The following is a 23,926-nucleotide window of genomic DNA, read 5'->3' as shown; positions in this document are numbered from 1 at the left end:
CCTCCCGACGTCGCTTCTGAAGGCCCGCACCGGTTCCCGGTGCTCGCCTTCAGAAGTCGCCCTCGGCCACCTGGAAGACGGTGAGGCCGAGGGCACGCCACATCCGTACCACCTGCTGGCGGTCGTCGAAGACGCCGACCACCCGGTAGCGGTTGGCGAGCTCGCGCTCGTAGATCTCCCGCTTGACCACGGAGTCCTTCCGACTGTCGCCGACGGCGCGCAGGTGCAGCCCGAGGTAGGGGACCCGGACGTGTCGGGCCAGCCACGCCTCGGTGGCGGCGCGGGCCGTGGCGTCCCGGCCCGAGCAGAACACCACCCCGTACCCGGCGGCGTGCATCGCCCGGACCGCCGCGATCACCGCCGGGTTCGGCTCGTCCTCGCCGACCCGGGTCATGTCGTACGGGCTGCGCGAGACGTTCAGCGCGACCGTGCCGTCGATGTCGACCAGGACGATCTCCGGCGGCTCGGTCGACGGGGCGTGCACCGTGGCGGGCCGCCCCGTCCGGGCCTGCGGCACGGGCAGCGGCAGCGTGCGACCCTCCAGGTAGCGCTCGTGCAGCCGGCGGATCCACGCCTCGCCGACCCGGTCGGCCTCGGGGCGGGCGGCGTCGCGGCGCAGGCACTCCGCGAGCGGCACGTCGGTGAAGTCGTGCACCTCGAACTCGGCGCCGTGCCGGGCGGCCAGGTCGGCCCAGTCGCGCAGGGTCCGCGACCGCAGGTTGGTGTCGTCGACGCAGACGTCGGCCCGGGCCCGCAGCAGCGCCTCGACCTGCGCCCGCTGCACGACGGTGACCTGCCACTCCGCCCACTGCGTGAACAGCCGCTCGCCGTGCAGCATCCGGCGCAGGTCGTCCCGGTTGACCCGGACCACGGACGGCTGGAGCGTCCGGGCGAACGTGGTCTTGCCCGAGGCGGGCAGTCCCCGGGTGGCGATCAGGCGGGCCATCGGGTCCTCCGTGTCGTACGTCGTCGGCGGTCGCGCCGCCTGCGGCGCGTGCCCCGGGCGGGGCACGACGCCGACGGCGGCCGTGTCGGGTGAATGCCCGGCCCCGCGTCGGGAATGCGGGAGGTGGGGCGTGCGTTGTCGATGCCGGACCAGCCGTGCGGCCCGATTGCCGGGTCGGCGCACGCCCATGGCACACTGGTCAATCGGCCACCGGTTCCGGTTCACGCCCGAGCCCGTCGCGCGCCGCGACGGACACCGACGGCGACCCGGCGACCACCCACGAGAGGACCGAGGCGAGATGAAGTCCAACATCCACCCGGAGTACGTGACCACCGAGGTCAGCTGCTCCTGCGGCAACACGTTCACCACCCGCAGCACCGCCAAGGGCGGCTCGATCCACGTCGAGACCTGCAGCGCCTGCCACCCGTTCTACACCGGCAAGCAGCGCGTCCTGGACACCGCGGGCCGGGTGGCCAAGTTCCAGCAGAAGTACGCCAAGGTTCAGGCCAAGAAGGCCAAGTAACTCCTCGTTCGACGCCCGCGCCCGGTTTCGTGCCGGACGCGGGCGTCGTCCGTATCTCCCCGGATTCCGCCCTCGTCGTCGAAGGAGCCTCCCCCGCATGAGCAGTGAGCGCCTGGCCGCCCTCCTCGACGAGTACGCCGAGCTGGAGAAGCGGCTGGCCGACCCGGCCATCCACGCCGACCAGGGCACCGCCCGCCGGGTCGGCCGCCGGTACGCCGAGCTGGTGCCGCTGCACAAGGCGGCGGGGGAGCTGGAGCAGGCCCGCGCCGACCTCGCCGCCGCCCGGGAACTGGCCGCCGAGGACGCGTCCTTCGCCGCCGAGGCCGAGTCGATCGCGGCGAGCCTGCCGGCGCTGGAGCAGCGGCTGTCGGAGCTGCTCATCCCGCGCGACCCGCACGACGCCAAGGACGTGATCGTCGAGATCAAGGCGGGCGAGGGCGGCGAGGAGTCCGCGCTGTTCGCCGGCGACCTGCTGCGGATGTACACCCGGTACGCCGAGCGGCGCGGCTGGGTCACCGAGGTGCTCGACGCCCAGGACTCGGACCTGGGCGGGGTGAAGGACGTCTCGCTGGCGATCAAGACCAAGGGCGTGCCCGAGGGCGGCAACGGCGTCTGGTCCCGGCTCAAGTGGGAGGGCGGCGTGCACCGGGTGCAGCGCGTCCCGGTCACCGAGTCGCAGGGCCGCATCCACACGAGCGCCGCCGGCGTGCTGGTGCTGCCGGAGGCCGAGGACGTCGACGTCACCATCGACCCGAACGACCTGCGCATCGACGTGTTCCGCTCGTCGGGACCGGGCGGCCAGTCGGTGAACACCACCGACTCGGCGGTCCGGATCACGCACGTCCCGACCGGCATCGTGGTCTCCTGCCAGAACGAGAAGTCCCAGTTGCAGAACCGGGAGCAGGCGATGCGGATCCTGCGCGCCCGGCTGCTGGCGGCGGCTCAGGAGCAGGCCGACGCGGCCGCCTCGGACGCCCGCAAGGCGCAGGTGCGCACCGTGGACCGCTCCGAGCGGATCCGCACCTACAACTTCCCGCAGAACCGGATCACCGACCACCGGATCGGCTACACCGCGTACAACCTGGACCTGGCGCTCGCCGGCGACCTGGACGGGGTCCTCGACGCCCTCGTGGAGGCCGACCGCACCGCCCGCCTCGCCGGCGACACCGAGCTGACCCGCCGCTGACCCCCCGCCGGCCGACGGGTCAGGACGCGCGGGGGCGGGCCTTCGCGCGGAGCATCGCGCGGTCGGCGGCCTCGAAGGCGGTGCCGAGGGCGTCGCGCAGGCCCGGGCCGGTGGCGCCCACCTCGGCGAAGCCGACGCTGACGCCGACGGGGGTGCCGGGCACCAGCGACTCCCAGTCCTCCGTGCGCACCGCCGCGTCGATCCGGCGGCCCACCTCGGCCGCCTCGGCCATCCCGGCGCCGGGCAGCACCACCACGAACTCGTCCCCGCCGTAGCGGGCCACGAAGTCGCCCCGGCGCATCACCCGGTTGATCACCCCGGCGACGCGCTGGAGGACCAGGTCGCCGGAGTGGTGCCCGTGCCGGGTGTTGACGGCCTTGAAGCCGTCCAGGTCGCAGACGCCGATGACCACCCGGTCGCCGTGGGCGACCAGGGTGGCGATGTAGCGCTCCAGCCGCCGCCGGTTGGGCAGGCCGGTCAGCGGGTCGGTCAGCGCCTCGCCCTCGAAGCGGGCGGCCTCGCGGCGCATCTCCTCGTGGTCGATGCGGGCCGCGATGCCGTCGATGTAGACGTCCCGGAGCCGGTCGTTGCGCTGGGCGGCCAGCCGGAACGCCAGCCGGTCGGCCCGGTGCGCCCCCGCGTGGTCGCCGGCGCGGGCCAGGGCGACGCTGCGCAGCCGTGCCGGTTCGGCCGCGCCCAGCGTCTCGGTGGAGACCTGCACGGTGTCCAGCCGGGCGACGGCCTCGATGGGCCGTCCCTCGGCGACGGCCAGGCAGACCTGGCCGAGCTGGCGCATGTCGCGGGCCCGGGCGCTGTCCCCGCCGTGGCCGAGCAGCCGGGCCGGGGCGGCCTCCGTGTCGACGTCCAGCCGGTCGCCGAGGGCCGCCCGCCGGGCGGCGGCGTAGCCGTACGCGGCCAGGCTGCTCGGGCGCAGCTTCCCGGCCCGCCCGCTGCGCAGGAACCGGTCGAGGTCGGCGGCGACGTCCCGCAGCACCCGCAGGCAGCCGTCGCTGTCGCCGTTGTGGTCGAGCGCCACGGCGTTGCGCAGCCGGATGCCGGGGGCGGCGAAGGTCTCCTCCGGGATCTCGGCGGCGCTGCCGAGCTGCCGTGCCCGTTCGATCGCGCCGAGGGCGTAGCCGTGGAAGCTGAGGTACGAGTAGGCCATCGCCAGGTCGTGCCAGCCCCACGCGGTGTCCCGGTCGGGGTCGCCCACCGCGCCCAGCGCCCGGGCGGCCTTCACGAGGTGGGTGACGCAGCGGTCCAGGGCGCCCTGGTGGTGCGCGGCGAGGGCGGCCAGCGCGTTGAGGTGCCCCAGCAGGTAGGGCTCGGCGAGGTCGCGGACGGCGGTGGAGGCCTCCTCGACGGCCCGGGTGTACTCCGCCGTCCGCCCGAGGTTGATCACCGCGGAGAGGCGCTGCACCAGGGCGTCGGCCCGCGCGTACGGGTCGGTGGTGGTGGCGGCGACCCGGTCGAGGATCGCGTACGCCTCGGCGGAGCGGCTGGACTCCTGGAGGGCGCGCGCCCGCGTCAGGGCGTCAACCTGGTCGGTGACCCGGTCGAGCCAACCCACCGCGACCTCCTGTCGGTGTGCGTCCGGACGCATCCGCTCGTGATGTCCAGCGCGACGCCCCATGATTATCTCGTGACCACCGTGCCGCAACACCCGTCCGAAGGGACGAGACGGCAGCGTCCTTCCGTGGCGTTGGCCCGGGCGTCCCGGGCGCTCGCCGACGCCGGGATCGCCTCGGCCCGGGCCGAGGCGGAGCAGCTGGCCGCGTACGTGCTGGCGGTGCCCCGGGGGCGGCTGGCGCTGGCCGACGACTTCACCGCCGACCAGCTCGACCGGTTCGACGAGCTGGTCGCGCGGCGGGCCGGGCGGGAACCGTTGCAGCACCTCACCGGCAGCGCCGGCTTCCGGCACCTGGAGCTGGCCGTCGGGCCGGGCGTCTTCGTGCCCCGGCCGGAGACCGAGCTGCTCGCCGGCTGGGGGATCGCGCAGGGCCGGCGGCTGGGCGCCGGGCTGGTGGTGGACCTGTGCAGCGGCTCGGGGGCGATCGCCCTCTCGGTCGCCCAGGAGCTGCCGGCGGCCCGGGTGGTGGCGGTGGAACGGTCGGCGGCGGCGCTGCCCTGGCTGCGACGCAACGCGGCGGCCCGGGCCGCCGCGGGGGACCGGCCGATCGAGGTGGTGGCCGCGGACGTCACCGCCGCCGACCTGCTCGCCGACCTGGTGGGCCGGGTCGACGTGCTGCTCTGCAACCCGCCGTACGTGCCGTCGGACGTGGCCGTGCCCCCGGAGGTGGGCCGGCACGATCCGGCGAACGCGGTCTTCGGCGGCGCGGACGGCCTGGCGGTGATCCGCCCCGTGATCGCCCGGGCGGCGGCGCTGCTGCGCCCCGGCGGAGTGTTCGGTGTCGAGCACGACGACACGCACGGCGCGGCGGTGCCCGACCTGCTCGCCGCGGACGGCCGGTTCGAGGCGGTCGCCGACCATCCGGACCTGACCGGGCGGCCCCGCTTCGCGACCGCGTCCCGGCGGACGGACGGCCAGCACGCCGCCGCCGACGCGACGTGGCAGACTGACTCCTCGTGATGCTCTACGACTGCCGGTCGCCCGCCGACCGGGACCGCGGCATCGCCGCTGCCATCGAGGCGGTCAAGAACGGCGAGCTGGTCGTCCTGCCGACCGACACGGTCTACGGGATCGGCGCGGACGCGTTCACCCCCTACGCGGTCAAGGCCCTGCTGGACGCCAAGGGCGGCCGTCAGGTGCCGCCGCCGGTGCTGATCGGTTCCCGGCACACCCTCGACGGCCTGGTCTACTCGCTGCCCCAGGCGGCCCGGGACCTCGTCGAGGCGTTCTGGCCGGGGGCGCTGACCATCATCGTGGCGCACTCGCCCAGCCTGCGCTGGGACCTCGGCGACTCCTCCGGGACGGTGGCGGTGCGGATGCCGCTGCACCCAGTGGCGCTGGAGGTGCTGCGCGAGACCGGCCCGATGGCGGTCGCCTCGGCCAACAAGACCGGCCAGCCGGCCGCCCTCACCGCCGAGGAGGCCCGCGACCAGCTCGCCTACTCGGTGCGGGCCTACCTGGAGGCCGGGCCCTGCCCGGATCCGGTGCCGAGCACGATCGTGGACCTCACCGGCGAGGTGCCGCAGGTCCTCCGCCAGGGCGCCGTCGGGCTGGAGAAGCTCCGCGACGTGGTGCCCGACATCCTCGCCGGCCAGGGGGTCTGAGTGCCTCCGTTCACCGTGTTGCACGTGTGCATGGGCAACATCTGCCGGTCCCCGATGGCCGAGCGGCTGCTGGCCCTCGCCGTCCGGGAACGGCTGGCCCGCCGCGAGGTCGACCCGGATCGCGCCGACGAGCTGCTGCACAGCCACAGCGCCGGCACCGGCGGCTGGCACGCCGGCGAGGAGATGAACCCGCCGGCGTCACGCCAGGTGACCGCCCGGGGCGGCAGCGCCGACGGCTTCGCCGCCCGCAAGCTCCGGTCGGACCACATCGACGCCGCCGACCTCGTCCTCACCGCCACCGCCGACCAGCAGGAGTACGTGGTGGCGCTGCGCCCCGACGCCGCGTCGCGCACGTTCGTGCTGGGCGAGTTCGGCCGGCTCCTCGCCGGGGTGGACGCCGCCGGGCTGCCGGCGGCCGAGGCGACCCCCGACGCGGTGTACGCGCGCGGCGTGGCCCTGGTGGAGGCCGCCCACGCCGCCCGCCTGGGCGCCACCTCGCTGCCCACCGACGATCTCGACGACCCGTGGGGGCGCGGCGACCAGTGCTTCAGCCGGGTCGCCGACGAGATCGAGGAGACCGTCCACCCCCTCGCCGCCGCGCTCCTGCCGTAACCCGCCCGAGGTACCCCCGCGCGTGAGTTTCCTGCGGGTTTGGGGGAAAGGGACGGTCGAGAGGGGCTTTCGGGTCATTCTGGGTGGGTCCTGACCGGCTCCTGCGGGGAGAGCTGATGACCCGGGCACGCCTCGACAAACTGTTCACCGTGCTGATCGCCGGCGTGCTGGCCGGGCTGGCGCTCGCGATGGCGGCCCTCCCGGCCGCGCTGGTCTTCGGCATCGGGTTCTCGGCGCTCGCCGCGCCGTACTCCGAGCTGCCGAACACGCTGCGCACGCCGCCGACGCCGCAGCGCTCGAACCTCTACGCCAACGACGGCACCACCCTGATCACCTCCTTCTACCAGGAGGACCGGGTGGACGTGCCGCTGGCCGAGGTGGCGCCGGTGATGCGGCAGGCGATCATCGCCGCCGAGGACGCCCGGTTCCACGAGCACAGCGGGGTCGACCTGCGCGGCGTGGTGCGGGCCTTCACCGTCAACCAGCGCGACGGCACGACGAGGCAGGGCGCGTCCACGCTGACCATGCAGTACGTCCGCAACGTGCTCAGCAACGACCCCCGGCTGAGTGAGCGGCAGCGCGCCGCCGCCACCGAGCTGACCACCGCGCGCAAGATCCAGGAGATGCGGTACGCGCTGGCCCTGGAGCGGGAGCTGACCAAGGACGAGATCCTCGGCCGCTACCTCAACATCGCCTACTTCGGCGCGGGGGCGTACGGGGTGGCCGCCGCGAGCCGGCGCTACTTCTCGAAGCCGCCGGCGGAGCTCACCCTGGCCGAGGCGGCGCTGCTGGCCGGCCTGGTCCGCTCCCCGCACACCGACGACCCGATCAACGGCGACGCGGACGCCGCGCTCGCCCGCCGGGCGTACGTGCTCGACCGGCTGGTGGAGTCCGGGCAGGTGCCGGCCGACGCGGCGGCCCGGGCCGGGGCGGAGCAGTTGCGGCTGCGGCCCAGCCAGACGCCGAACGACTGCACGGCGGTGTCGGCGGAGCACAACGACTGGGGCTTCTTCTGCGACTGGTTCACCCGCTGGTGGAACGCCCAGCCGGCGTTCGGCGCGACGGTCGACGAGCGGCAGCTCACACTGCGCCGGGGCGGTTTCTCGATCGTCTCCTCGCTCGATCCCGCCGTGCAGCGCGCCACCAGCGAGCAGGTCCGCCGGATCTACTCCGTGGACGACCGCCGGGCGGCGCCGACGGCGGTGGTCCAGCCCGGCACGGGCCGGGTGCTCGCGATGGCGGTGAACCGCAACTACGGCGTGGCCGCCAACCCGGCCGGGCAGAAGAACCACCCGAACACGGTCAACCAGCTGGTCGCCGGGGGCGGGGCGATCGAGGGCTACCAGGCCGGCTCCACCTTCAAGGTCTTCACCATGCTGGCGGCGCTGGAGTCCGGGCTGCCGCTGAGCACCGAGTTCGACGCGCCGGAGCGGATCGTGACCGACTACTCGGCGACCGGGGCGGCGAGCTGTGACGGGTACTGGTGCCCGCGCAACGCCAACGCCGAGATGGACGGCCGGCACACCATGTGGACCGCCTTCGGCGAGTCGGTCAACACGTACTTCGCCTGGCTGACCGAGCGGGTCGGCGCGGACCGGGTGGTGGAGATGGCCGAGCGGCTCGGCATCGTCTTCCGCTCCGGGGACGACGCGCGGCTGGCCCGCCACGGCGCGCGCGAATGGGGGCCGTTCACCCTCGGCGTCTCCGCCACCACCCCGCTCGACCTGGCCGGCGCGTACGCCGCGGTGGCGGCCGAGGGCTCGTGGTGCGCGCCGCTGCCGGTCGTCTCGATCGCCGACGCGGCCGGCCGTCCGGTGGCCGCCGCGCGGCCGAACTGCCGGCAGGCGGTGGACGCGGACGTGGCCCGGGCGGCGGCCGACGCGGCCCGCTGCGCGGTCGGCGACCAGTCGATGTACGGGGAGTGCGCCCGCGGCACCGCCGAGGTGCTGCGCCAGCAGCTCGGTCGTCCGGTGGCGGGCAAGACGGGCAGCTCGGACGGGTACGCGACGGAGACGGTGGTCGCCTTCACCCCGCAGCTGGCGGTCGCCTCGATCGCCGCGAACCCCGACGACCCGCGCGACGCGGTGGGCCAGCGGGTGCAGCGGCAACTGGTCGAGGCGGTGGGGGAGGTGCTGGCCTTCGCGCTGCGCGACGAGCCGGTCCGCGACTTCGTGCCGCCAAGCGAGACGACCGCCTTCCGGCTCACCGGGGCCCGCGCCGGCAACTGAGCCGGCGCGCCTCAGCGGCGCGGGGACGCGGCGACCGCCCGGTGGGCCGCCTGCTCGGCCTGGCGGGCGATGTTGCGGGCCATCCCGCCGAAGACCACCGCGTGGAAGGGCGCCACCGCGCCCCAGTACGCGTGCCCGGGCAGCCCGCGCGGCAGGAACACCGCCCGCTGCTGGTAGCGGCTGCCGCCGCCGTCCACCGGGAGCACCCGCATCTCCAGCCAGGCCCGGCCCGGCAGCCGCATCTCGGCGCGCAGCCGCAGCAGCTCGCCGGGCACGATCTCCTCCACCCGCCAGAAGTCCAGCGCCTCGCCGACCTGGAGGCGGTGCGGGTCGCGCCGGCCGCGGCGCAGACCCACGCCGCCGATAAGCCGGTCCAGCCAGCCGCGGACCGACCAGGCCAGCGGGAACGAGTACCAGCCGTGCTCCCCGCCGACGCCCTCGACGACCCGCCACAGGGCCTCCGGCGGGGCGTGCACCGCCCGCTCGCGGACGTCGGTGTAGGCGGTCCCGCCGGACCACTCCGGGTCGCTGGGCAGTGGCTCGGCCGGCGCGTCGGGGCCGCTCGCGGTCGACCAGCGGGTCTCCACCTCGCCGTCGCGGACCTTCGTCAGGGCCGCCGCGACCGCCTGGTCGAAGCCGGTCAGCCCCTCCGGCGGGTCGGGGACGTACGCGGCGATGTCGTGCTCGTGGGCGACGGCCTCGTGCACCAGGCTCTCCACCAGCGGCCGGGCGATCGCGTTCGGCACCGGCGTGACCAGCCCGACCCAGTGCGAGGAGAGCGACGGCGTCAGCGGTCGCACCGGCACGATGGCCCGCCTACGCAGCCCGGCCACCCGCGCGTACCGCTGCATCATGTCCTCGAAGGTGAGGATGTCCGGCCCGCCGATGTCGAAGGCGCGGTTGACCTCCGGCGGCAGGCTCGCGCAGCCGGCCAGGTAGCGCAGCACGTCCCGGACGGCGATCGGCTGGATGCGGTTGCGGACCCAGCGGGGGGTGACCATGGCCGGCAGCCGCTCGGTCAGATAGCGCAGCATCTCGAACGAGGCCGACCCGGACCCGATGATCACCGCGGCCCGCAGCACCGCCGTCGGCACCCCGCTGTCGAGCAGGATCCGCCCGACCTCGGCCCGGGAGCGCAGGTGCGCCGACGGGACCTCCCGGTCTGCGGCCGGCTCCGGCCCGCCCAGGTAGACGATCCGGCGTACGCCCGCGGCCCGCGCGGCCTCGGCGAACCGGGTGGCGGCCTCCCGGTCGGCGGTCTCGAAGCCGGCCTGGCCGAGCGAGTGCACCAGGTAGTACGCGACGTCCACGCCCTCGAACGCGGCCGGCAGCGTCTCCGGCTTGCGCAGGTCGCCCTCGGCGATCTCGGTCCGCGCCGCCCACGGCACGTCCCGCAGCCGTCCCGCCTTGCGGGCCAGGCAGCGCACCGTGTGCCCCTCGGCCAGCAGTCGGGGCGCGAGTCGCCCGCCGATGTAACCCGTAGCTCCGGTGACCAGGCATCTCACGGTCTCCAGTGTGCGGCCCAATAGACTCTGGCGCTGTGGCTACTGAGACGAGCACCTTCTGGGGGCCGGACTTCGACCAGCTCCGCACGACCGACCCGGAGATCGCCGGGGTGGTGCTCGGCGAGCTGGACCGGCTCCGGGGCGGGCTGCAACTGATCGCCAGCGAGAACCTCACCTCGCCGGCGGTGCTGGCCGCGCTCGGCTCGACCCTGACCAACAAGTACGCCGAGGGCTACCCGGGCCGGCGCTACTACGGCGGCTGCGCCGAGGTCGACCGGGCCGAGGAGATCGGCATCGCCCGGGCGAAGGAGCTCTTCGGAGCCGAGCACGCCAACCTCCAGCCGCACTCGGGGGCGAGCGCCAACCTGGCCGCGTACGCCGCGCTGGTCCAGCCGGGGGACACGGTGCTCGCCATGGACCTGCCGCACGGCGGCCACCTCACCCACGGCAGCCGGGTCAACTTCTCCGGCAAGTGGTTCCACACGGTCGGCTACACCGTCCGGCGGGACACCGAGCTGATCGACTACGACGAGGTGCGCGACCTGGCCCTCGCGCACCGGCCGAAGATGATCATCTGTGGCGCGACGGCGTACCCGCGGTTGATCGACTTCGCGCGGTTCCGCGAGATCGCCGACGAGGTCGGGGCGTACCTGATGGTCGACGCCGCGCACTTCATCGGGCTGGTCGCCGGGAAGGCCGTCCCGTCGCCGGTGCCGCACGCCGACGTCGTCTGCTGCACCACGCACAAGGTGCTGCGCGGGCCGCGCGGCGGCATGATCCTGTGCCGGGAGTCGCTGGCCCAGCGCATCGACAAGGCGGTCTTCCCGTTCACCCAGGGCGGCCCGCTGATGCACGTCGTCGCCGCCAAGGCGGTCGCGCTGCGGGAGGCCGCCCAGCCCGAGTTCCGGGCCTACGCCGACCGGGTGGTGGCCAACGCGCGGGCGCTCGCCGCCGGGCTGGCCGACGAGGGGATGCGCCCGGTCTCCGGGGGCACCGACACCCACCTCGCCCTGATCGACCTGCGCGAGGTCGGGGTGACCGGCGCGGACGCCGAGGCGCGCTGCGACGCCGCCACCATCACCCTGAACAAGAACGCGATCCCGTACGACCCGCAGAAGCCGATGGTCGCCTCGGGCGTGCGGGTGGGCACCCCGAGCGTCACCACCCAGGGCATGCGCGAGCCGGAGATGCGCCAGGTCGCCTCGCTGATCTCCCGCGCCGTGCGCACCGATCCCGCCGCCCCCGGGGGCGGCGACACCCTCGCCGGAGTCGCCGGCGAGGTCGCCGAGCTGGTCGCCGCCTTCCCGGCGTACCCCCGATGAGCGCGCCGCGCGCGGGCGAGCCGGGCGCCATCCGGGCCCGGCTGCCGCATCTGCGCCTGCCGCTGCTGGCCTGCGCGGTCCTCGCGCTGGTCGCGGTGCCGACCGCCGCGGTGCTGCGGGGCGGCACCGGGGCGGCCGGCGTGGCCGCCGGGATCGCGCTGGTCATCGCCAGCTACCTGGTCTCCGGCGTCTCGGTGGCCTGGGCCGACGCCGTCAACCCACGGATGATCATGTCGGTGGGGCTGGTCACCTACGCCACGAAGATCGTGGTGCTCGGGGTGGCGATGGCCGCCGTCGCGGCCACCGGCTGGCGCGGCCTGCCGGACATGGGGGTGGCGATCATCGCGGCCGTGGTGGTCTGGACGGGCGCCCACCTGACGTGGGCCCTGCGTACGCCGCTGCCCACATTCGAGCGACGCGGTGAGTGAGCGTTCTGTCGGATCTGCGTCCGGCATTTCGGGCTGCCGCAGCGGGCCGCACGGGAGTAACCTGACCAACGACTTTCGCGCCCGCACCACGGCCCGCACGCTGTCCGCAGTGTGGGGGGTGCCGCACACTCCCGCGCGTCCCTGCTGATATTGTTCGCCACGTCATGGCCGAAGACCCACATCCCCGCAGGTCCGACGAGCACTCGTCGGAAGGCGTGGCAGGGGCCGTTCTGGGCTACCTCCTCGCCGGCATCGTGGTGTGGGGCTTCCTCGGGTGGTTGGCGGAGCGACTTCTCGATCTGCCCACCGGCGTCGGGGCCGCCGTCGGCATGATCTTCGGCGCGGCCGGAGCGATTTACCTGATCATGAAGAGGCTCAGTGCTTGAGTGCCAGCACGCGCGGGTCTGTCGAGTGCGGAGGATGACACGGTGAGTGGACAGCTCGTCGCCGCCGAGGGGCTTCCCTGGCCCCCCAGCGTCGGAGATTTCTACCCGCCGGACGTGGCTGGCCCCTGGGTCACCAAGTTCGGGATCATGGTCTGGCTCGCGGTCGCGTTGCTGATCATCTTCTTCATGCTCGCCTACCGGAAGCCCAAGCTGGTCCCCGGCAAGGCCCAGTGGTACGCGGAGTCGGTCTACGGCCTGGTCCGGGACAACATCGCCCGCGAGCAGATGGGCAACGCGGGCATCCGCTTCGCGCCCTACTTCACGGTGCTGTTCAGCTTCATCGTGCTGACCAACTTCTTCGCCATCGTGCCCGGGTTGCAGATCTCGCCCAACTCGCACATCGCCTTCCCGATCGTGCTCGCGCTGATCTCCTACGTGATGTACCTCTACATCGGCGCCCGCAAGCACGGCCTCGGCAAGTACCTCAAGATGAGCCTGATCATCCCGGGCGTGCCGTGGCCCATGCACATCCTGCTGATCCCGATCGAGTTCCTGCAGACGTTCATCGTCCGACCGGTCACCCTGGCCCTGCGGCTCTTCGCCAACCTGTTCGCCGGCCACCTGCTCCTGCTGGTCTTCACCGTCGGCGGCTTCGTGATGCTGAACTCGAGCAGCCTGTTCATCCAGGTGACCTCGGTCTTCTCCTTCCTGATGGCGATCGTGATGGCCTTCTTCGAGGTCCTGGTCGCCGTGCTGCAGGCCTACGTCTTCGTCACGCTGAGCGCGAACTACATCGGAAGTTCGCTCGCCGACGAGCACTGATCGGGCTCGGCGGGCCGCCCGGCCCGACCAAGCTTCTGGTACCGACCCGCGTACGCGTGAAAACTCACGCGTCGAACAGGAGGAATACCCGCAATGACTGTTCTTGCCGAAATCGGCGGCAGCGTCAACACCATCGGCTACGGCCTCGCCGCCATCGGCCCCGGTATCGGTGTCGCCCTGGTCTTCGCGGCCTACATCCAGTCGAGCGCGCGTCAGCCGGAGTCCGCCGGCTACAACCGCACCTGGCTGGTCCTGGGCTTCGCCCTGGTCGAGGCGCTCGCACTCTTCGGCCTGGTGCTCGCCTTCGCCGTCCAGGGCTGACGAGAGCTCTCTCCCGACCCGGAGGTCTGACATGTTCATCGCCGCAGAAGGTGTGGAGCACAACCCGATCCTGCCCATCTGGCAGGAGATGGTCATCGGGACCATCGCCTTCGCCCTGCTCTGCTTCGTCCTGCTGAAGTTCGTCATGCCCCGCATGGAGGCGATGTACCAGGCGCGGGTCGACGCGATCGAGGGTGGCCTCAAGCGGGCCGAGGCCGCCCAGGCCGAGGCGAACCAGGTGCTGGAGCAGTACCGGGCCCAGCTCGCCGAGGTGCGTACCGAGGCGGCGCGGATCCGGGACGACGCCCGCGCCGACGCCGAGGGCATCCGCCAGGACATCCTCGCCAAGGCGCGGGAGGAGTCCGACCGGATCATCGCCGCCGGCAAGGAGCAGCTCGCCGCCGAGCGGGCCACCATCGTGCGCGAGCTGCGCACGGAGGTCGGCACGCTCGCGGTCGACCTGGCCAGCAAGATCGTCGGGGAGTCCCTCGCCGACGAGGCGCGTCGCAAGGGCACCGTCGACCGGTTCCTGAGCAACCTCGAGAGCGCGGGGGCCCGCTGATGCAGGCCGCCAGCCGGGAGTCGTACAAGGTCGCGGTCGAGCACCTCGACGCGTACGTCCGCGGCGCGGAGCCGTCGGCGGTGGCCACCACCGCCGGCGACATCCTCTCCGTCGCCGACCTGCTGCGGCGCGAACCGCGGCTGCGCCGCGCGCTCTCCGACCCGGCCCGCTCCGGGGCCGACCGTGCCGGGTTGCTCGGCGAGCTGCTGCGCGGCAAGGTCGGCGCCGAGGCGCTGGACCTGGTCGCCTCCCTGGTCGCCGGCCGTTGGTCGGTGCCGTCGGAACTGCTCAGCGCCACCGAGCAGTTGGGCATCGACGCGCTCCTGGCGAGTGCCGACTCCGCCGGCGAGCTGGGCGAGGTCGAGGACGAGCTGTTCCGCTTCGGGCAGGTCGTCGCCGGTTCGCCGCAGCTGTCCAGCGCGCTCTCCGACTCGGCAGTCCCCGCCGACCGGCGGGCCACGCTGGTCGACCAGTTGCTCGTCGGCAAGGCGCGGCCGATCACCGGCTACCTCATCGGGGTCGCGCTCGCCGGTTTCGGTGGACGCAACCTCTCCGGTGCGCTCAGCCGGCTGGTCGAGCTGGCCGCCGAGCGGCGGGACCGGCAGGTGGCGTACGTGACCGCCGCGGCCCCGTTGAGTGAAGAGGAGGAGCGCCGGCTGGGCGCCAGCCTCTCCGCGATATACGGTCGAGAGGTTTCCGTCAAGCAGACGGTGGACCCCTCGGTTCTCGGTGGCGTGAGCGTACGGGTCGGCTCCGACCTGTACGACGGCACCGTCCTGCGCCGCCTCAACGAGAGCCGCAACGCGCTCGCGAAGCGCTGAGGCGGCAGCGCCGCCCAGTGCCTGTGACATAGACGCCATTCGGACCGGTCGGTACTAGGTATCCCGGGCCCCTGATACTTAAGGAAGCAGAGGATGGCCGAGCTGACCATCTCGACGGAGGAGATCCGCGGCGCCCTGGAGCGCTACGTCTCCTCCTACTCGTCCGAACTCTCCCGCGAGGAGGTCGGCACCGTCGCCGACACCGGCGACGGCATCGCCCACGTCGAGGGTCTTCCCTCGACCATGACCAACGAGCTCCTGGAGTTCGAGGACGGCACCCTGGGTGTGGCGCTGAACCTCGACGTCCGGGAGATCGGTGTCGTCGTTCTCGGTGACTCCGCCAAGCTCGAAGAGGGCCAGCGCGTCAAGCGCACCGGCCGGGTGCTCTCCGTGCCGGTCGGCGACGCCTTCCTCGGCCGCGTGGTCAACGCGCTCGGCCAGCCGATCGACGGGCTCGGCGACATCGCCAACGAGGGCTTCCGTGAGCTGGAGCTCCAGGCCCCGAACGTGATGGCTCGGCAGTCCGTCGACGAGCCGCTGCAGACCGGCCTCAAGGCGGTCGACGCCATGACCCCGATCGGCCGCGGTCAGCGTCAGCTGATCATCGGCGACCGGAAGACCGGCAAGACCACCGTCGCGCTGGACACCATCCTCAACCAGCGGGACAACTGGCGCTCCGGCGACCCGAAGAAGCAGGTCCGCTGCATCTACGTCGCCATCGGCCAGAAGGCCTCCACGATCGCCTCGATCAAGGGCGTCCTGGAGGAGGCGGGCGCGATGGAGTACACGACCATCGTCGCCTCCCCGGCCTCCGACCCGGCCGGCTTCAAGTACCTCGCCCCCTACACCGGCTCGTCCATCGGGCAGCACTGGATGTACGGCGGCAAGCACGTCCTGATCGTCTTCGACGACCTGAGCAAGCAGGCCGAGGCGTACCGCGCCGTGTCCCTGCTGCTGCGTCGCCCGCCGGGCCGTGAGGCGTACCCGGGTGACGTCTTCTACCTGCACTCCCGCCTGCTGGAGCGCTGCGCGAAGCTCTCCGACGAGCTGGGCGGCGGATCGATGACCGGCCTGCCGATCATCGAGACGAAGGCCAACGACATCTCGGCCTTCATCCCGACCAACGTCATCTCCATCACCGACGGCCAGATCTTCCTCGAGACCGACCTGTTCAACCAGGGCGTCCGGCCGGCCATCAACGTCGGCACCTCGGTCTCCCGGGTCGGTGGCGCCGCGCAGGTGAAGCCGATGAAGAAGGTCGCCGGTTCGCTGCGGCTCAACCTGGCCCAGTTCCGCGAGCTGGAGGCGTTCGCCGCCTTCGCCTCCGACCTGGACAAGACCTCCCGCGCCCAGCTGGACCGCGGCGCCCGCCTGGTCGAGCTGCTCAAGCAGTCGAACTACTCGCCGTTCCCCGTGCAGGAGCAGGTCGTCTCGGTCTGGGCCGGCACCGAGGGCAAGCTGGACGACATCCCGGTCGGGGAGATCCGCCGCTTCGAGTCGGAGTTCCTCCAGTACCTGCGCCACAAGCACGAGGGTGTGCTGGCCAGCATCGCCGACCACCAGTGGAACGACGACATCATCGGCTCGCTCGACGCCGCCATCGCCGACTTCAAGCAGGTCTTCCTCGGCAAGGAGGACGAGCGGCGGATCAACGAGGCCCCGGCCTCGCCGCTGGAGGGTGACGAGAACCGCGAGACGGTGACCCGCTACCGGGACGGCGCGGGCGACCGCCCGGCCGAGAACCAGTAAGGGCTGATCCATGGCGGCCCAGGTACGCGTTCTTCGTCAACGGATCCGCTCGGCGAAGGGGATGAAGAAGATCACCAAGGCGATGGAGCTCGTGGCGACGAGCCGGATCGCCAAGGCCCAGGCCCGGGTGGAGGCGTCCCTGCCGTACGCCCAGGCGGTCACCGGTGTGCTCACGGCGCTGGCGTCCAACGCGCGGATCGACCACCCGCTGCTCACCCCGCGTCCGCGGGTGCGGCGGGCGGGCGTCCTGCTGGTCACCTCCGACCGTGGCCTCGCCGGCGGCTACAGCTCCAACGCCATCAAGATGGCCGAGTCGCTGATCGCCCGGCTCCGGGCCGACGGCAAGGAGCCTGTGCTCTACGTCATCGGACGCAAGGGCGTCGGGTTCTTCCGGTTCCGTGACCGGCCGATCGAGGCCAACTGGACCGGGTTCTCGGAGCAGCCGACCTTCGCCGACGCCCGCACCGTGGGCGAGACGCTGATCAAGGCGTTCACCGCCGGTGCGGACGACGTCGACGGCGGCGCCGGGGCGGACGGGGTGCTCGGGATCGACGAGTTGCACATCGTCTTCACCGAGTTCCACTCCCTGATGACCCAGACCCCGGTCACCAAGGTCATCGGCCCGATGCAGGTCGAGGACCGGCCGCGCGCCGAGGGCGCGCTGCCGTCCTACGAGTTCGAGCCGGACGCGGAGGCGCTGCTCGACGCGCTGCTGCCGAAGTACATCAACACGCGGATCTACGCGGCGTTGCTGGAGTCGGCGGCCAGCGAGTCGGCGGCCCGTCGGCGGGCGATGAAGAGCGCCACCGACAACGCCGAAGAGATGATCGAGAAGTACACGCGTGAGATGAACTCGGCCCGCCAGGCCGGGATCACCCAGGAGATCAGCGAGATCGTCGGCGGCGCGAACGCGCTCGCCGCGTCGGGAAGTGAAGTGTGATGACTGCCCCAGTAGAGACCAAGACGGCCACGGGTCGCGTGGTCCGGGTCATCGGCCCGGTCGTCGACGCCGAGTTCCCGCGCGACGCCATGCCGGCCCTGTTCAACGCCCTGCACGTGGACGTGACGCTCTCCGGCGGCGAGAAGACGCTGACCCTGGAGGTCGCCCAGCACCTGGGTGACAACATGGTCCGCGCCATCTCGATGCAGCCGACCGACGGCCTGGTCCGCGGCACCGAGGTGCGCGACACCGGCTCGCCCATCACCGTTCCGGTGGGCGACACGGTCAAGGGCCACGTGTTCAACGCGATCGGCGAGTGCCTCAACCTGACCGAGGGCGAGACGCTCCAGCCCGACGACCACTGGGGCATCCACCGCAAGGCCCCGGCCTTCGCGGACCTGGAGCCGAAGACCGAGATGCTGGAGACCGGCATCAAGGTCATCGACCTGCTCGCCCCGTACGTCAAGGGCGGCAAGATCGGCCTGTTCGGCGGCGCCGGCGTGGGCAAGACGGTGCTCATCCAGGAGATGATCACCCGTGTCGCCCGGAACTTCGGTGGTACCTCGGTCTTCGCCGGCGTGGGTGAGCGCACCCGCGAGGGCAACGACCTCATCGCCGAGATGACCGAGTCCGGCGTCATCGACAAGACCGCGCTGGTCTACGGCCAGATGGACGAGCCGCCGGGCACCCGGCTGCGGGTCGCCCTCTCCGCGCTGACCATGGCGGAGTACTTCCGCGACGTCAAGAAGCAGGAGGTGCTGCTCTTCATCGACAACATCTTCCGCTTCACCCAGGCCGGTTCGGAGGTCTCCACCCTGCTCGGCCGGATGCCGAGCGCGGTGGGCTACCAGCCGACCCTGGCCGACGAGATGGGCGAGCTCCAGGAGCGGATCACCTCCGTCCGGGGCCAGGCCATCACCTCGATGCAGGCGATCTACGTGCCGGCGGACGACTACACCGACCCCGCCCCGGCCACCACGTTCGCCCACCTCGACGCGACCACCAACCTGGAGCGGTCGATCTCCGACAAGGGCATCTACCCGGCCGTGGACCCGCTGGCGTCCTCGTCCCGGATCCTCGCACCGGAGTTCGTCGGCGCCGAGCACTTCGCGGTGGCGACCGAGGTGAAGCGGATCCTGCAGAAGTACAAGGACCTGCAGGACATCATCGCCATCCTCGGTATCGAGGAGCTCTCCGAGGAAGACAAGATCACCGTGCAGCGCGCACGGCGGATCGAGCGCTTCCTGTCGCAGAACACCTACGCGGCGGAGCAGTTCACCGGCGTGCCGGGCTCGACGGTCCCGATCCAGGAGACCATCGAGGCCTTCAAGAAGATCAGCGAGGGCGAGTACGACCACTTCCCCGAGCAGGCCTTCTTCATGTGCGGTGGCCTGGAGGACCTGGAGCGCAAGGCAGCGGAGCTGATGAAGGGCTGACCTGTCGGTCCTGAACGAAGGCCGTCCCGGCAACGCCGGGGCGGCCTTTCGTCCGTCTTCAGGCCGTGGGATCGCCACTGCCCGGTTCCGCCCGCTCGGCGATCATGTCCCACGCGAGGTACCGTCGATCCGCCCACGCACCGCGTGGGCGTCGATCTGCAACGAATCGGCTGCATGCGCCCGTCTCCTGATCGTGGGCGTGACGAACGGAGATGATCGTGGGTAAGGCCGACAAGGGCGGCGGGAAGCCGTCCAGGTGGTCGGGGGTGCCGCGCTGGGCCCGGGTCTGCACCGTGTTCGGTGCCGTCCTGATGCTGCTCAGCGGCGCGGTGCTGGTCGGCGCCGAGGCGCTGATGGCCCGCTACGAGGGCGCCGTCGGCAAGGCCGACCTCTTCGGCGACCAGGCCGCCGGGGCGAAGGAGCGTAGGAGCGACATCAAGGGCCCGCTCAACATCCTGCTGGTGGGCATCGACCCGCGCAACCCCGAGATGCCGCCGCTGGCCGACTCCGTCATGGTGCTGCACGTGCCGGCGGAGATGGACCGGGCCTACCTCTTCTCGATGCCGCGCGACCTCATCGTGGAGATCCCCGAGTTCAGCCGGGCGGAGTTCAATGGCGGCACCGACAAGCTCAACGCGGCGATGTCGTACGGCAGCCGGGTGCCCGGCGGCAACCCGGACGCGGCCCGCGGCTTCGAGCTGCTGGCCACGACGGTGCAGAACGTCACCGGCATCACGCGCTTCGACGCCGGCGCGATCATCAACTTCAACGGCTTCAAGAAGATCGTCGACGCGATGGGCGGCGTCGACATGTACATCGAGCGCGAGGTGCGCTCCGAGCACCGCGAGCCGGACGGCAAGCACCGCAAGGGCAACCCGAACGGCGAGGGCTACGTCGGCCCGCAGGCGGTCTACAAGAAGGGCAACCAGCACCTCAACGGCTGGCAGGCGCTCGACTACGTTCGCCAGCGCTACCCGGAGAACGGCGTGCCCGACGGCGACTACGGACGGCAGCGGCACCAGCAGCAGTTCGTCAAGGCGATGGCCGGCCAGGCGCTCAGCGCCGACGTGGTGACCAACCCGGTCAAGCTGGACCGGGTGCTGCGGGCGGCCGGGCAGTCGCTGATCTTCAGCGGCCGGGGCAACAGCGTGATCGACTTCGGCCTGGCGCTCAAGAACATCCGGCCGGAGACGATCCAGATGATCAAGCTGCCGGGCGGCTCGGTCACCGAGAACGGGGCGTACCGGGGCGAGCGGTTCCAGCCTGCCGTGGACGACTTCTTCGCCGCCCTGCAGAAGGGGCAGCTGGACGCGTTCCTGGTGGAGCACCCCGACTTCCAGAACAAGACGAAGTAGCCGTGGCGCAGGTCTCGCCACCCGCGTTGGGGGCAGGTCGGCGGCACGACTAGACTTTCGACAATCCGCCGCCGCAGCAAGGAGACAGCGTGGCAAAGCAGCTTCACGTCGAGCTCGTAGCCGTCGAGGAGAAGGTCTGGTCCGGCGAGGCCGAGATGGTCGTCGCCCGCACGACTGAGGGCGAGCTGGGTGTGCTGGCGGGGCACGCGCCCCTGCTCGGCCAGCTTGCCGAGCCCGGCCAGGTGCGCATCAAGCTTCCCGGCGGCGAGCAGGTCTCCTACGAGGTGGCCGGTGGCTTCCTGTCGGTGACCGGCGAGGGCGTCACCGTCCTGGCCGAGAGCGCCACCCCGATCTCCGCCGCGCAGAGCCGCTGAGCCGAAACGCCGATGGAGATCGTCGAAGGGATCGGAATCGGCGTCGCCGTCATCCTCGGCGCACTCCTGATCCTCTTCGCCCGGCGGGCCGTCGTCACCCGTAGCGGGGGCATCATCCGGCTCGGCGTCCGGACCTCCACGATGCTCGACGGCCGCGGCTGGTCTCCCGGCTTCGGCCGCTTCGTCGGCGACGAACTCCGCTGGTACCGGCTGTTCAGCTTCGCCATCCGACCCACCCGGGTGCTCTCCCGCAAGGCGCTGGCCGTCGAGCGACGGCGGCTCCCCGAGGGGCAGGAGCGCCTCTCGATGCCCGCCGACTGGGTCATCCTCCGCTGTACGAGTGACCACGCCCCGGTGGAGATCGCCATGGCCCGGTCCACCGTCACCGGATTCCTCTCCTGGCTCGAGGCCGCCCCTCCGGGGGCGGTCTCGCCGCGTATGGCCTCCCAGGACTGGCCCGCCGCCTGACCATGCCTCGCCGTCGGGGTTTCCGCCGGGGCCCACTCGCTCCGGGCGGTCAGGCTTGATCCCTCCGCGAGCGGGCCCGGCGGAAACCCTCTCCGTGTTGCGGTTCGTCGGACGGGCGGGGTTCGAGCTTGCACCGTTACCGGTTCGGGGAGGCGACCAGTTCAACTTCGTACCCCTGGTGGTCGGTGAGGTAGGCGGCGTACGTGTCGGGGCCGCCGGCGTGCGGATGGCGGTCGGGGAAGAGCAGTGACCAGCCGTGTGCCGGCGCGGCTTCGACCAGTCGGTCCACGGCCGTCGGCGGGCCTGCGTGGAAGGCCAGGTGGTTGAGGCCGGGAGCCAACCGGTCGTGCCGCCGACCGCGCAGCGCCGGCGACTGCTCCAACACCAGGTACGTCGGGCCGAGCCGCCAGGAGCGGCCGGCAGGCCACTCCTGGAACGGCGTCCAGCCCAGCTCGCCGAGCAGCCAGCCCCAGGCACGTGTGGCGGCGCTCAGATCGGGCACCCAGACCTCGACGTGGTGCAGCGTGCCCACCGGGGTATCCGGCGGGCACGAGGGCCGCGTGGTCAACGGTTACCGCCGGGCACCCATAGCACATCTCCGTCCGGATTTGCCGTTCTTGACAGGATAAAGAGCAGATCAGAGAGCCGGTTGAGATACTTTGCCGGGAGCGAGCTGGTCCGATCGGGGTCGTGCGCGACCAGGGCCCACGCCGCCCGCTCGGCGCGTCGGGCGACCGTCCGCGCCACGTGCAGCAGCGCCGCACCCGCGGTGCCGCCGGGGAGGATGAAGGAGTCGAGCTTGCTCAGGCGTGCGTTGTACTCGTCGCACCAGCCCTCCAGACGCTCGACGTACGCCTCGGTGACCCGCAGCGGCGGGTACTTCGGATCGGGTTCGACCGGGGTGGCCAGGTCGGCGCCCACGTCGAACATGTCGTTCTGGATCGACGCCAGGACGGCCCGCAGCTCGTCGTCGAGCTGCCCCAGGGCGAGCGCCACGCCGATCGCGGCGTTGCACTCGTCGACGTCCGCGTACGCGGAGATGCGCGGATCGGTCTTCGGCACCTGCTCGTTGTTGCTCAGCCTGGTCATGCCGGCGTCGCCGGCCTTGGTGTAGATGCGCGTGAGGTGGACGGCCATGACGCACAGCCTACGGATACCGGACCTGACGATCCCGGAGCGTCCGGGCGGCACCGCCGTCCGCGCGGCGGGGGTGGGTCCCGGCGACGCCGGTGACCCGGCGGTCCACGACCTCGACGTCATCCGGGTGCGCGGTGACGCGCGCCTGGCCGGCACGGTGCACGTCGTCGGCGCGAAGAACTCGGCGTTGAAGCTGATGGCCGCCGCGCTGCTCGCCCCGGGCCGCAGCGTGATCACGAACGTGCCGCGGATCACCGACATCGCGATCATGGGCGAGGTGCTCCGCCGGCTCGGCTGCGGCGTCCACTTCGACGCCGACGACCCGGTCGACCCGATGGTCACGTACGGCGGGGTGGCCCGGTCCCGGTCGGTCGTCATCGACGTGCCCGAGCGGCCCGGCGCCGAGGCGGACTACGACCTCGTACGCCGGCTGCGCGCCTCGATCTGCGTGCTGGGCCCGCTGCTGGCCCGCCGGGGGTACGTGCGGGTGGCCCACCCGGGCGGGGACGCCATCGGCTCGCGGGGCCTGGACATGCACGTCTCCGGGCTGACCCGGATGGGTGCCGAGATCTCCGGCGAACACGGCTTCGTGATCGCGTCGGCCCCGCACGGCCTGCACGGCGCGGAGATCGTGCTCGACTTCCCCAGCGTCGGGGCGACGGAGAATCTGGTCATGGCGGCGGTGCTGGCGCGGGGGCCGAGCATCATCGACAACGCCGCCCGGGAACCGGAGATCGTCGACATCTGCACCATGCTGAACCAGATGGGTGCCCGGATCTCCGGCGCCGGCACCTCCACCCTGCACATCGAGGGGGTGCCCGGGCTGCGGCCGGTGCGGCACGCCACGGTGGGGGACCGGATCGTGGCCGGCACCTGGGCGTTCGGCGCGGCGATGACCCGGGGGGACGTCACCGTCACCGGGGTGGAGCCGACGTTCCTGGAGGTCGCGCTCGACAAGCTGGTCTCCGCCGGGGGCCTGGTGGAGACCCGGGGCGACGCGTTCCGGATCCGGATGGACGACCGGCCGAAGGCGGTGGACGTCGTCACGCTGCCGTACCCGGGCTTCGCCACCGACCTGCTGCCGATGGCGATCGGGCTCGCCGCGGTCAGCGACGGCGCCTCCCTGATCACCGAGAACATCTTCGACGGCCGGTTCATGTTCGCCAACGAGATGATGCGGCTGGGCGCGGACATCAAGACCGACGGCCACCACGCGGTGGTCCGGGGCCGGGACCGGCTCTCCGGCGCGCCCGTGCGCGCCACCGACATCCGGGCCGGGGCCGGACTGATCATCGCCGGGCTCTGCGCCGAGGGGGTCACCGAGGTCTCCCACGTGCACCACGTGGACCGGGGCTACCCGGACTTCGCGGCCGACCTGCGCGCGCTCGGGGTCGAGGTGGAGCGGGGCACCGCGCCGGAGGAACCGGACCTGACCATCTGAGCCCGTCGCGCCCGACCGGCACCTCGCCCCCGAGGCTCAGGGACCCCGCCAGGGCCGTCGCCTTCGGCCAGACGCCTTAGCATCCGTTCAGGCTCGCCGACTAGGGTGCTGACAGACACTCATTCAGGCG

General features: G+C 72.4%; 25 protein-coding genes. 20 read left to right on the top strand and 5 right to left on the bottom strand.

Features of this window, described 5'->3' with window-relative positions; all coding sequences use genetic code 11:
• Nucleotides 1–49: 49 nt before the first annotated feature.
• A complete protein-coding gene (locus AB0G13_RS08525) occupies nucleotides 50–946 on the bottom strand; it encodes an AAA family ATPase (protein ID WP_357870823.1) in 897 nt (298 codons plus the stop codon).
• 298 nt (nucleotides 947–1,244) lie between these two features.
• Here AB0G13_RS08525 and rpmE point away from each other — a divergent pair, with 298 nt between their 5' ends.
• Both rpmE and prfA read left to right on the top strand, forming a co-directional pair.
• Nucleotides 1,245–1,469 carry a 50S ribosomal protein L31 gene (gene rpmE / locus AB0G13_RS08520; RefSeq protein WP_088998650.1) on the top strand — a complete coding sequence of 75 codons (225 nt, stop codon included), beginning with the start codon at nucleotides 1,245–1,247 and terminating at the stop codon, nucleotides 1,467–1,469.
• A gap of 97 nt (nucleotides 1,470–1,566) precedes the next feature.
• Nucleotides 1,567–2,655: a peptide chain release factor 1 gene (gene prfA / locus AB0G13_RS08515; RefSeq protein WP_357870820.1), complete on the top strand. Its 1,089-nt coding sequence runs from the start codon at nucleotides 1,567–1,569 to the stop codon at nucleotides 2,653–2,655.
• A gap of 19 nt (nucleotides 2,656–2,674) precedes the next feature.
• On the opposite strand, the gene AB0G13_RS08510 is transcribed toward prfA, so the two are convergent.
• Entirely contained in the window at nucleotides 2,675–4,225 is a 1,551-nt protein-coding gene (locus tag AB0G13_RS08510) for a GGDEF domain-containing protein (RefSeq protein WP_357870817.1), read from the bottom strand.
• Nucleotides 4,226–4,297: 72 nt separating this feature from the next.
• Between AB0G13_RS08510 and prmC the strand changes: the two genes are divergently transcribed.
• The 4 genes from prmC (at nucleotide 4,298) to AB0G13_RS08490 (ending at nucleotide 8,729) form a co-directional block, all read left to right on the top strand.
• Nucleotides 4,298–5,245 (top strand): peptide chain release factor N(5)-glutamine methyltransferase, encoded by a 948-nt coding sequence (prmC, locus tag AB0G13_RS08505; protein WP_357870814.1) that lies wholly within the window; start codon nucleotides 4,298–4,300, stop codon nucleotides 5,243–5,245.
• Nucleotides 5,245–5,889: an L-threonylcarbamoyladenylate synthase gene (locus AB0G13_RS08500; protein ID WP_357870843.1), complete on the top strand. Its 645-nt coding sequence runs from the start codon at nucleotides 5,245–5,247 to the stop codon at nucleotides 5,887–5,889. Before prmC ends, AB0G13_RS08500 begins: the two co-directional genes overlap by 1 nt.
• The gene (locus AB0G13_RS08495; RefSeq protein ID WP_357870811.1) at nucleotides 5,890–6,501 is read left to right on the top strand and encodes a phosphotyrosine protein phosphatase; all 612 of its coding nucleotides are present in this window, start codon (nucleotides 5,890–5,892) and stop codon (nucleotides 6,499–6,501) included.
• 116 nt (nucleotides 6,502–6,617) lie between these two features.
• Nucleotides 6,618–8,729: a transglycosylase domain-containing protein gene (locus tag AB0G13_RS08490; RefSeq protein ID WP_357870808.1), complete on the top strand. Its 2,112-nt coding sequence runs from the start codon at nucleotides 6,618–6,620 to the stop codon at nucleotides 8,727–8,729.
• A gap of 11 nt (nucleotides 8,730–8,740) precedes the next feature.
• Here the strand turns inward: AB0G13_RS08490 and AB0G13_RS08485 are convergent, their stop codons facing one another.
• The gene (locus tag AB0G13_RS08485) at nucleotides 8,741–10,234 is read right to left on the bottom strand and encodes an SDR family oxidoreductase (protein ID WP_357870805.1); all 1,494 of its coding nucleotides are present in this window, start codon (nucleotides 10,232–10,234) and stop codon (nucleotides 8,741–8,743) included.
• 35 nt (nucleotides 10,235–10,269) lie between these two features.
• On the opposite strand from AB0G13_RS08485, the gene glyA reads away from it, so the two are divergent.
• The 13 genes from glyA (at nucleotide 10,270) to AB0G13_RS08420 (ending at nucleotide 21,218) form a co-directional block, all read left to right on the top strand.
• Nucleotides 10,270–11,556, top strand: coding sequence for a serine hydroxymethyltransferase (glyA, locus tag AB0G13_RS08480; protein ID WP_357870803.1), 1,287 nt, complete (start codon nucleotides 10,270–10,272; stop codon nucleotides 11,554–11,556).
• A complete protein-coding gene (locus AB0G13_RS08475; protein WP_357870800.1) occupies nucleotides 11,553–11,984 on the top strand; it encodes a hypothetical protein in 432 nt (143 codons plus the stop codon). The genes glyA and AB0G13_RS08475 overlap by 4 nt, the downstream gene beginning before the upstream one ends.
• 164 nt (nucleotides 11,985–12,148) lie before the next feature.
• Complete coding sequence (locus tag AB0G13_RS08470) at nucleotides 12,149–12,370, top strand: hypothetical protein (protein ID WP_121399596.1); 222 nt, start codon at nucleotides 12,149–12,151, stop codon at nucleotides 12,368–12,370.
• Nucleotides 12,371–13,192, top strand: a complete 822-nt coding sequence (gene atpB / locus AB0G13_RS08465; RefSeq protein ID WP_357870797.1) for a F0F1 ATP synthase subunit A — start codon at nucleotides 12,371–12,373, stop codon at nucleotides 13,190–13,192.
• Nucleotides 13,193–13,285: 93 nt separating this feature from the next.
• Complete coding sequence (atpE, locus tag AB0G13_RS08460; RefSeq protein ID WP_121399594.1) at nucleotides 13,286–13,513, top strand: ATP synthase F0 subunit C; 228 nt, start codon at nucleotides 13,286–13,288, stop codon at nucleotides 13,511–13,513.
• 31 nt (nucleotides 13,514–13,544) lie between these two features.
• Nucleotides 13,545–14,075: a F0F1 ATP synthase subunit B gene (locus tag AB0G13_RS08455; protein ID WP_121399593.1), complete on the top strand. Its 531-nt coding sequence runs from the start codon at nucleotides 13,545–13,547 to the stop codon at nucleotides 14,073–14,075.
• Nucleotides 14,075–14,896 (top strand): F0F1 ATP synthase subunit delta, encoded by an 822-nt coding sequence (locus AB0G13_RS08450; protein ID WP_357870793.1) that lies wholly within the window; start codon nucleotides 14,075–14,077, stop codon nucleotides 14,894–14,896. Before AB0G13_RS08455 ends, AB0G13_RS08450 begins: the two co-directional genes overlap by 1 nt.
• Nucleotides 14,897–14,989: 93 nt before the next feature.
• Entirely contained in the window at nucleotides 14,990–16,645 is a 1,656-nt protein-coding gene (atpA, locus tag AB0G13_RS08445) for a F0F1 ATP synthase subunit alpha (protein ID WP_357870790.1), read from the top strand.
• Nucleotides 16,646–16,655: 10 nt separating this feature from the next.
• Nucleotides 16,656–17,585, top strand: coding sequence for a F0F1 ATP synthase subunit gamma (locus AB0G13_RS08440; protein WP_357870787.1), 930 nt, complete (start codon nucleotides 16,656–16,658; stop codon nucleotides 17,583–17,585).
• A complete protein-coding gene (gene atpD / locus AB0G13_RS08435; protein WP_088998665.1) occupies nucleotides 17,585–19,021 on the top strand; it encodes a F0F1 ATP synthase subunit beta in 1,437 nt (478 codons plus the stop codon). The genes AB0G13_RS08440 and atpD overlap by 1 nt, the downstream gene beginning before the upstream one ends.
• Nucleotides 19,022–19,233: 212 nt before the next feature.
• A complete protein-coding gene (locus tag AB0G13_RS08430; protein WP_357870785.1) occupies nucleotides 19,234–20,376 on the top strand; it encodes an LCP family protein in 1,143 nt (380 codons plus the stop codon).
• Between the two features lie 89 nt (nucleotides 20,377–20,465).
• Nucleotides 20,466–20,750, top strand: coding sequence for a F0F1 ATP synthase subunit epsilon (locus AB0G13_RS08425; RefSeq protein ID WP_357870782.1), 285 nt, complete (start codon nucleotides 20,466–20,468; stop codon nucleotides 20,748–20,750).
• Between the two features lie 12 nt (nucleotides 20,751–20,762).
• Complete coding sequence (locus AB0G13_RS08420) at nucleotides 20,763–21,218, top strand: DUF2550 domain-containing protein (RefSeq protein ID WP_357870780.1); 456 nt, start codon at nucleotides 20,763–20,765, stop codon at nucleotides 21,216–21,218.
• Between the two features lie 136 nt (nucleotides 21,219–21,354).
• Here the strand turns inward: AB0G13_RS08420 and AB0G13_RS08415 are convergent, their stop codons facing one another.
• Together AB0G13_RS08415 and AB0G13_RS08410 are read right to left on the bottom strand one after the other, a co-directional pair.
• Nucleotides 21,355–21,750 carry a VOC family protein gene (locus AB0G13_RS08415; RefSeq protein ID WP_357870777.1) on the bottom strand — a complete coding sequence of 132 codons (396 nt, stop codon included), beginning with the start codon at nucleotides 21,748–21,750 and terminating at the stop codon, nucleotides 21,355–21,357.
• 32 nt (nucleotides 21,751–21,782) lie between these two features.
• The gene (locus AB0G13_RS08410; RefSeq protein WP_101412544.1) at nucleotides 21,783–22,355 is read right to left on the bottom strand and encodes a cob(I)yrinic acid a,c-diamide adenosyltransferase; all 573 of its coding nucleotides are present in this window, start codon (nucleotides 22,353–22,355) and stop codon (nucleotides 21,783–21,785) included.
• On the opposite strand from AB0G13_RS08410, the gene murA reads away from it, so the two are divergent.
• Complete coding sequence (gene murA / locus AB0G13_RS08405; RefSeq protein ID WP_357870774.1) at nucleotides 22,354–23,796, top strand: UDP-N-acetylglucosamine 1-carboxyvinyltransferase; 1,443 nt, start codon at nucleotides 22,354–22,356, stop codon at nucleotides 23,794–23,796. The genes AB0G13_RS08410 and murA overlap by 2 nt on opposite strands.
• The last annotated feature ends 130 nt before the right edge of the window (nucleotides 23,797–23,926 follow it).

It is taken from the genome of Micromonospora sp. NPDC023633 (assembly GCF_040640035.1).
GTDB lineage: Bacteria > Actinomycetota > Actinomycetes > Mycobacteriales > Micromonosporaceae > Micromonospora.
Note: the sequence above shows the minus strand (reverse complement) of the source record. Positions and strands in the feature narration are given on the sequence as shown.

Bases quoted from the DNA above. Each gene is read 5' to 3' on its own strand.
- prfA (WP_357870820.1), top strand. From the start codon at position 1,567: ATGAGCAGTGAGCGCCTGGCCGCCCTCCTCGACGAGTACGCCGAGCTG.
- AB0G13_RS08410 (WP_101412544.1), bottom strand. From the start codon at position 22,355: ATGGCCGTCCACCTCACGCGCATCTACACCAAGGCCGGCGACGCCGGC.
- atpD (WP_088998665.1), top strand. From the start codon at position 17,585: ATGACTGCCCCAGTAGAGACCAAGACGGCCACGGGTCGCGTGGTCCGG.
- AB0G13_RS08475 (WP_357870800.1), top strand. From the start codon at position 11,553: ATGAGCGCGCCGCGCGCGGGCGAGCCGGGCGCCATCCGGGCCCGGCTG.
- AB0G13_RS08490 (WP_357870808.1), top strand. From the start codon at position 6,618: ATGACCCGGGCACGCCTCGACAAACTGTTCACCGTGCTGATCGCCGGC.
- AB0G13_RS08420 (WP_357870780.1), top strand. From the start codon at position 20,763: ATGGAGATCGTCGAAGGGATCGGAATCGGCGTCGCCGTCATCCTCGGC.
- AB0G13_RS08525 (WP_357870823.1), bottom strand. From the start codon at position 946: ATGGCCCGCCTGATCGCCACCCGGGGACTGCCCGCCTCGGGCAAGACC.
- AB0G13_RS08470 (WP_121399596.1), top strand. From the start codon at position 12,149: ATGGCCGAAGACCCACATCCCCGCAGGTCCGACGAGCACTCGTCGGAA.
- atpA (WP_357870790.1), top strand. From the start codon at position 14,990: ATGGCCGAGCTGACCATCTCGACGGAGGAGATCCGCGGCGCCCTGGAG.
- AB0G13_RS08500 (WP_357870843.1), top strand. From the start codon at position 5,245: ATGCTCTACGACTGCCGGTCGCCCGCCGACCGGGACCGCGGCATCGCC.
- murA (WP_357870774.1), top strand. From the start codon at position 22,354: ATGACGCACAGCCTACGGATACCGGACCTGACGATCCCGGAGCGTCCG.
- AB0G13_RS08455 (WP_121399593.1), top strand. From the start codon at position 13,545: ATGTTCATCGCCGCAGAAGGTGTGGAGCACAACCCGATCCTGCCCATC.
- AB0G13_RS08450 (WP_357870793.1), top strand. From the start codon at position 14,075: ATGCAGGCCGCCAGCCGGGAGTCGTACAAGGTCGCGGTCGAGCACCTC.
- rpmE (WP_088998650.1), top strand. From the start codon at position 1,245: ATGAAGTCCAACATCCACCCGGAGTACGTGACCACCGAGGTCAGCTGC.
- AB0G13_RS08430 (WP_357870785.1), top strand. From the start codon at position 19,234: ATGATCGTGGGTAAGGCCGACAAGGGCGGCGGGAAGCCGTCCAGGTGG.
- atpE (WP_121399594.1), top strand. From the start codon at position 13,286: ATGACTGTTCTTGCCGAAATCGGCGGCAGCGTCAACACCATCGGCTAC.
- AB0G13_RS08440 (WP_357870787.1), top strand. From the start codon at position 16,656: ATGGCGGCCCAGGTACGCGTTCTTCGTCAACGGATCCGCTCGGCGAAG.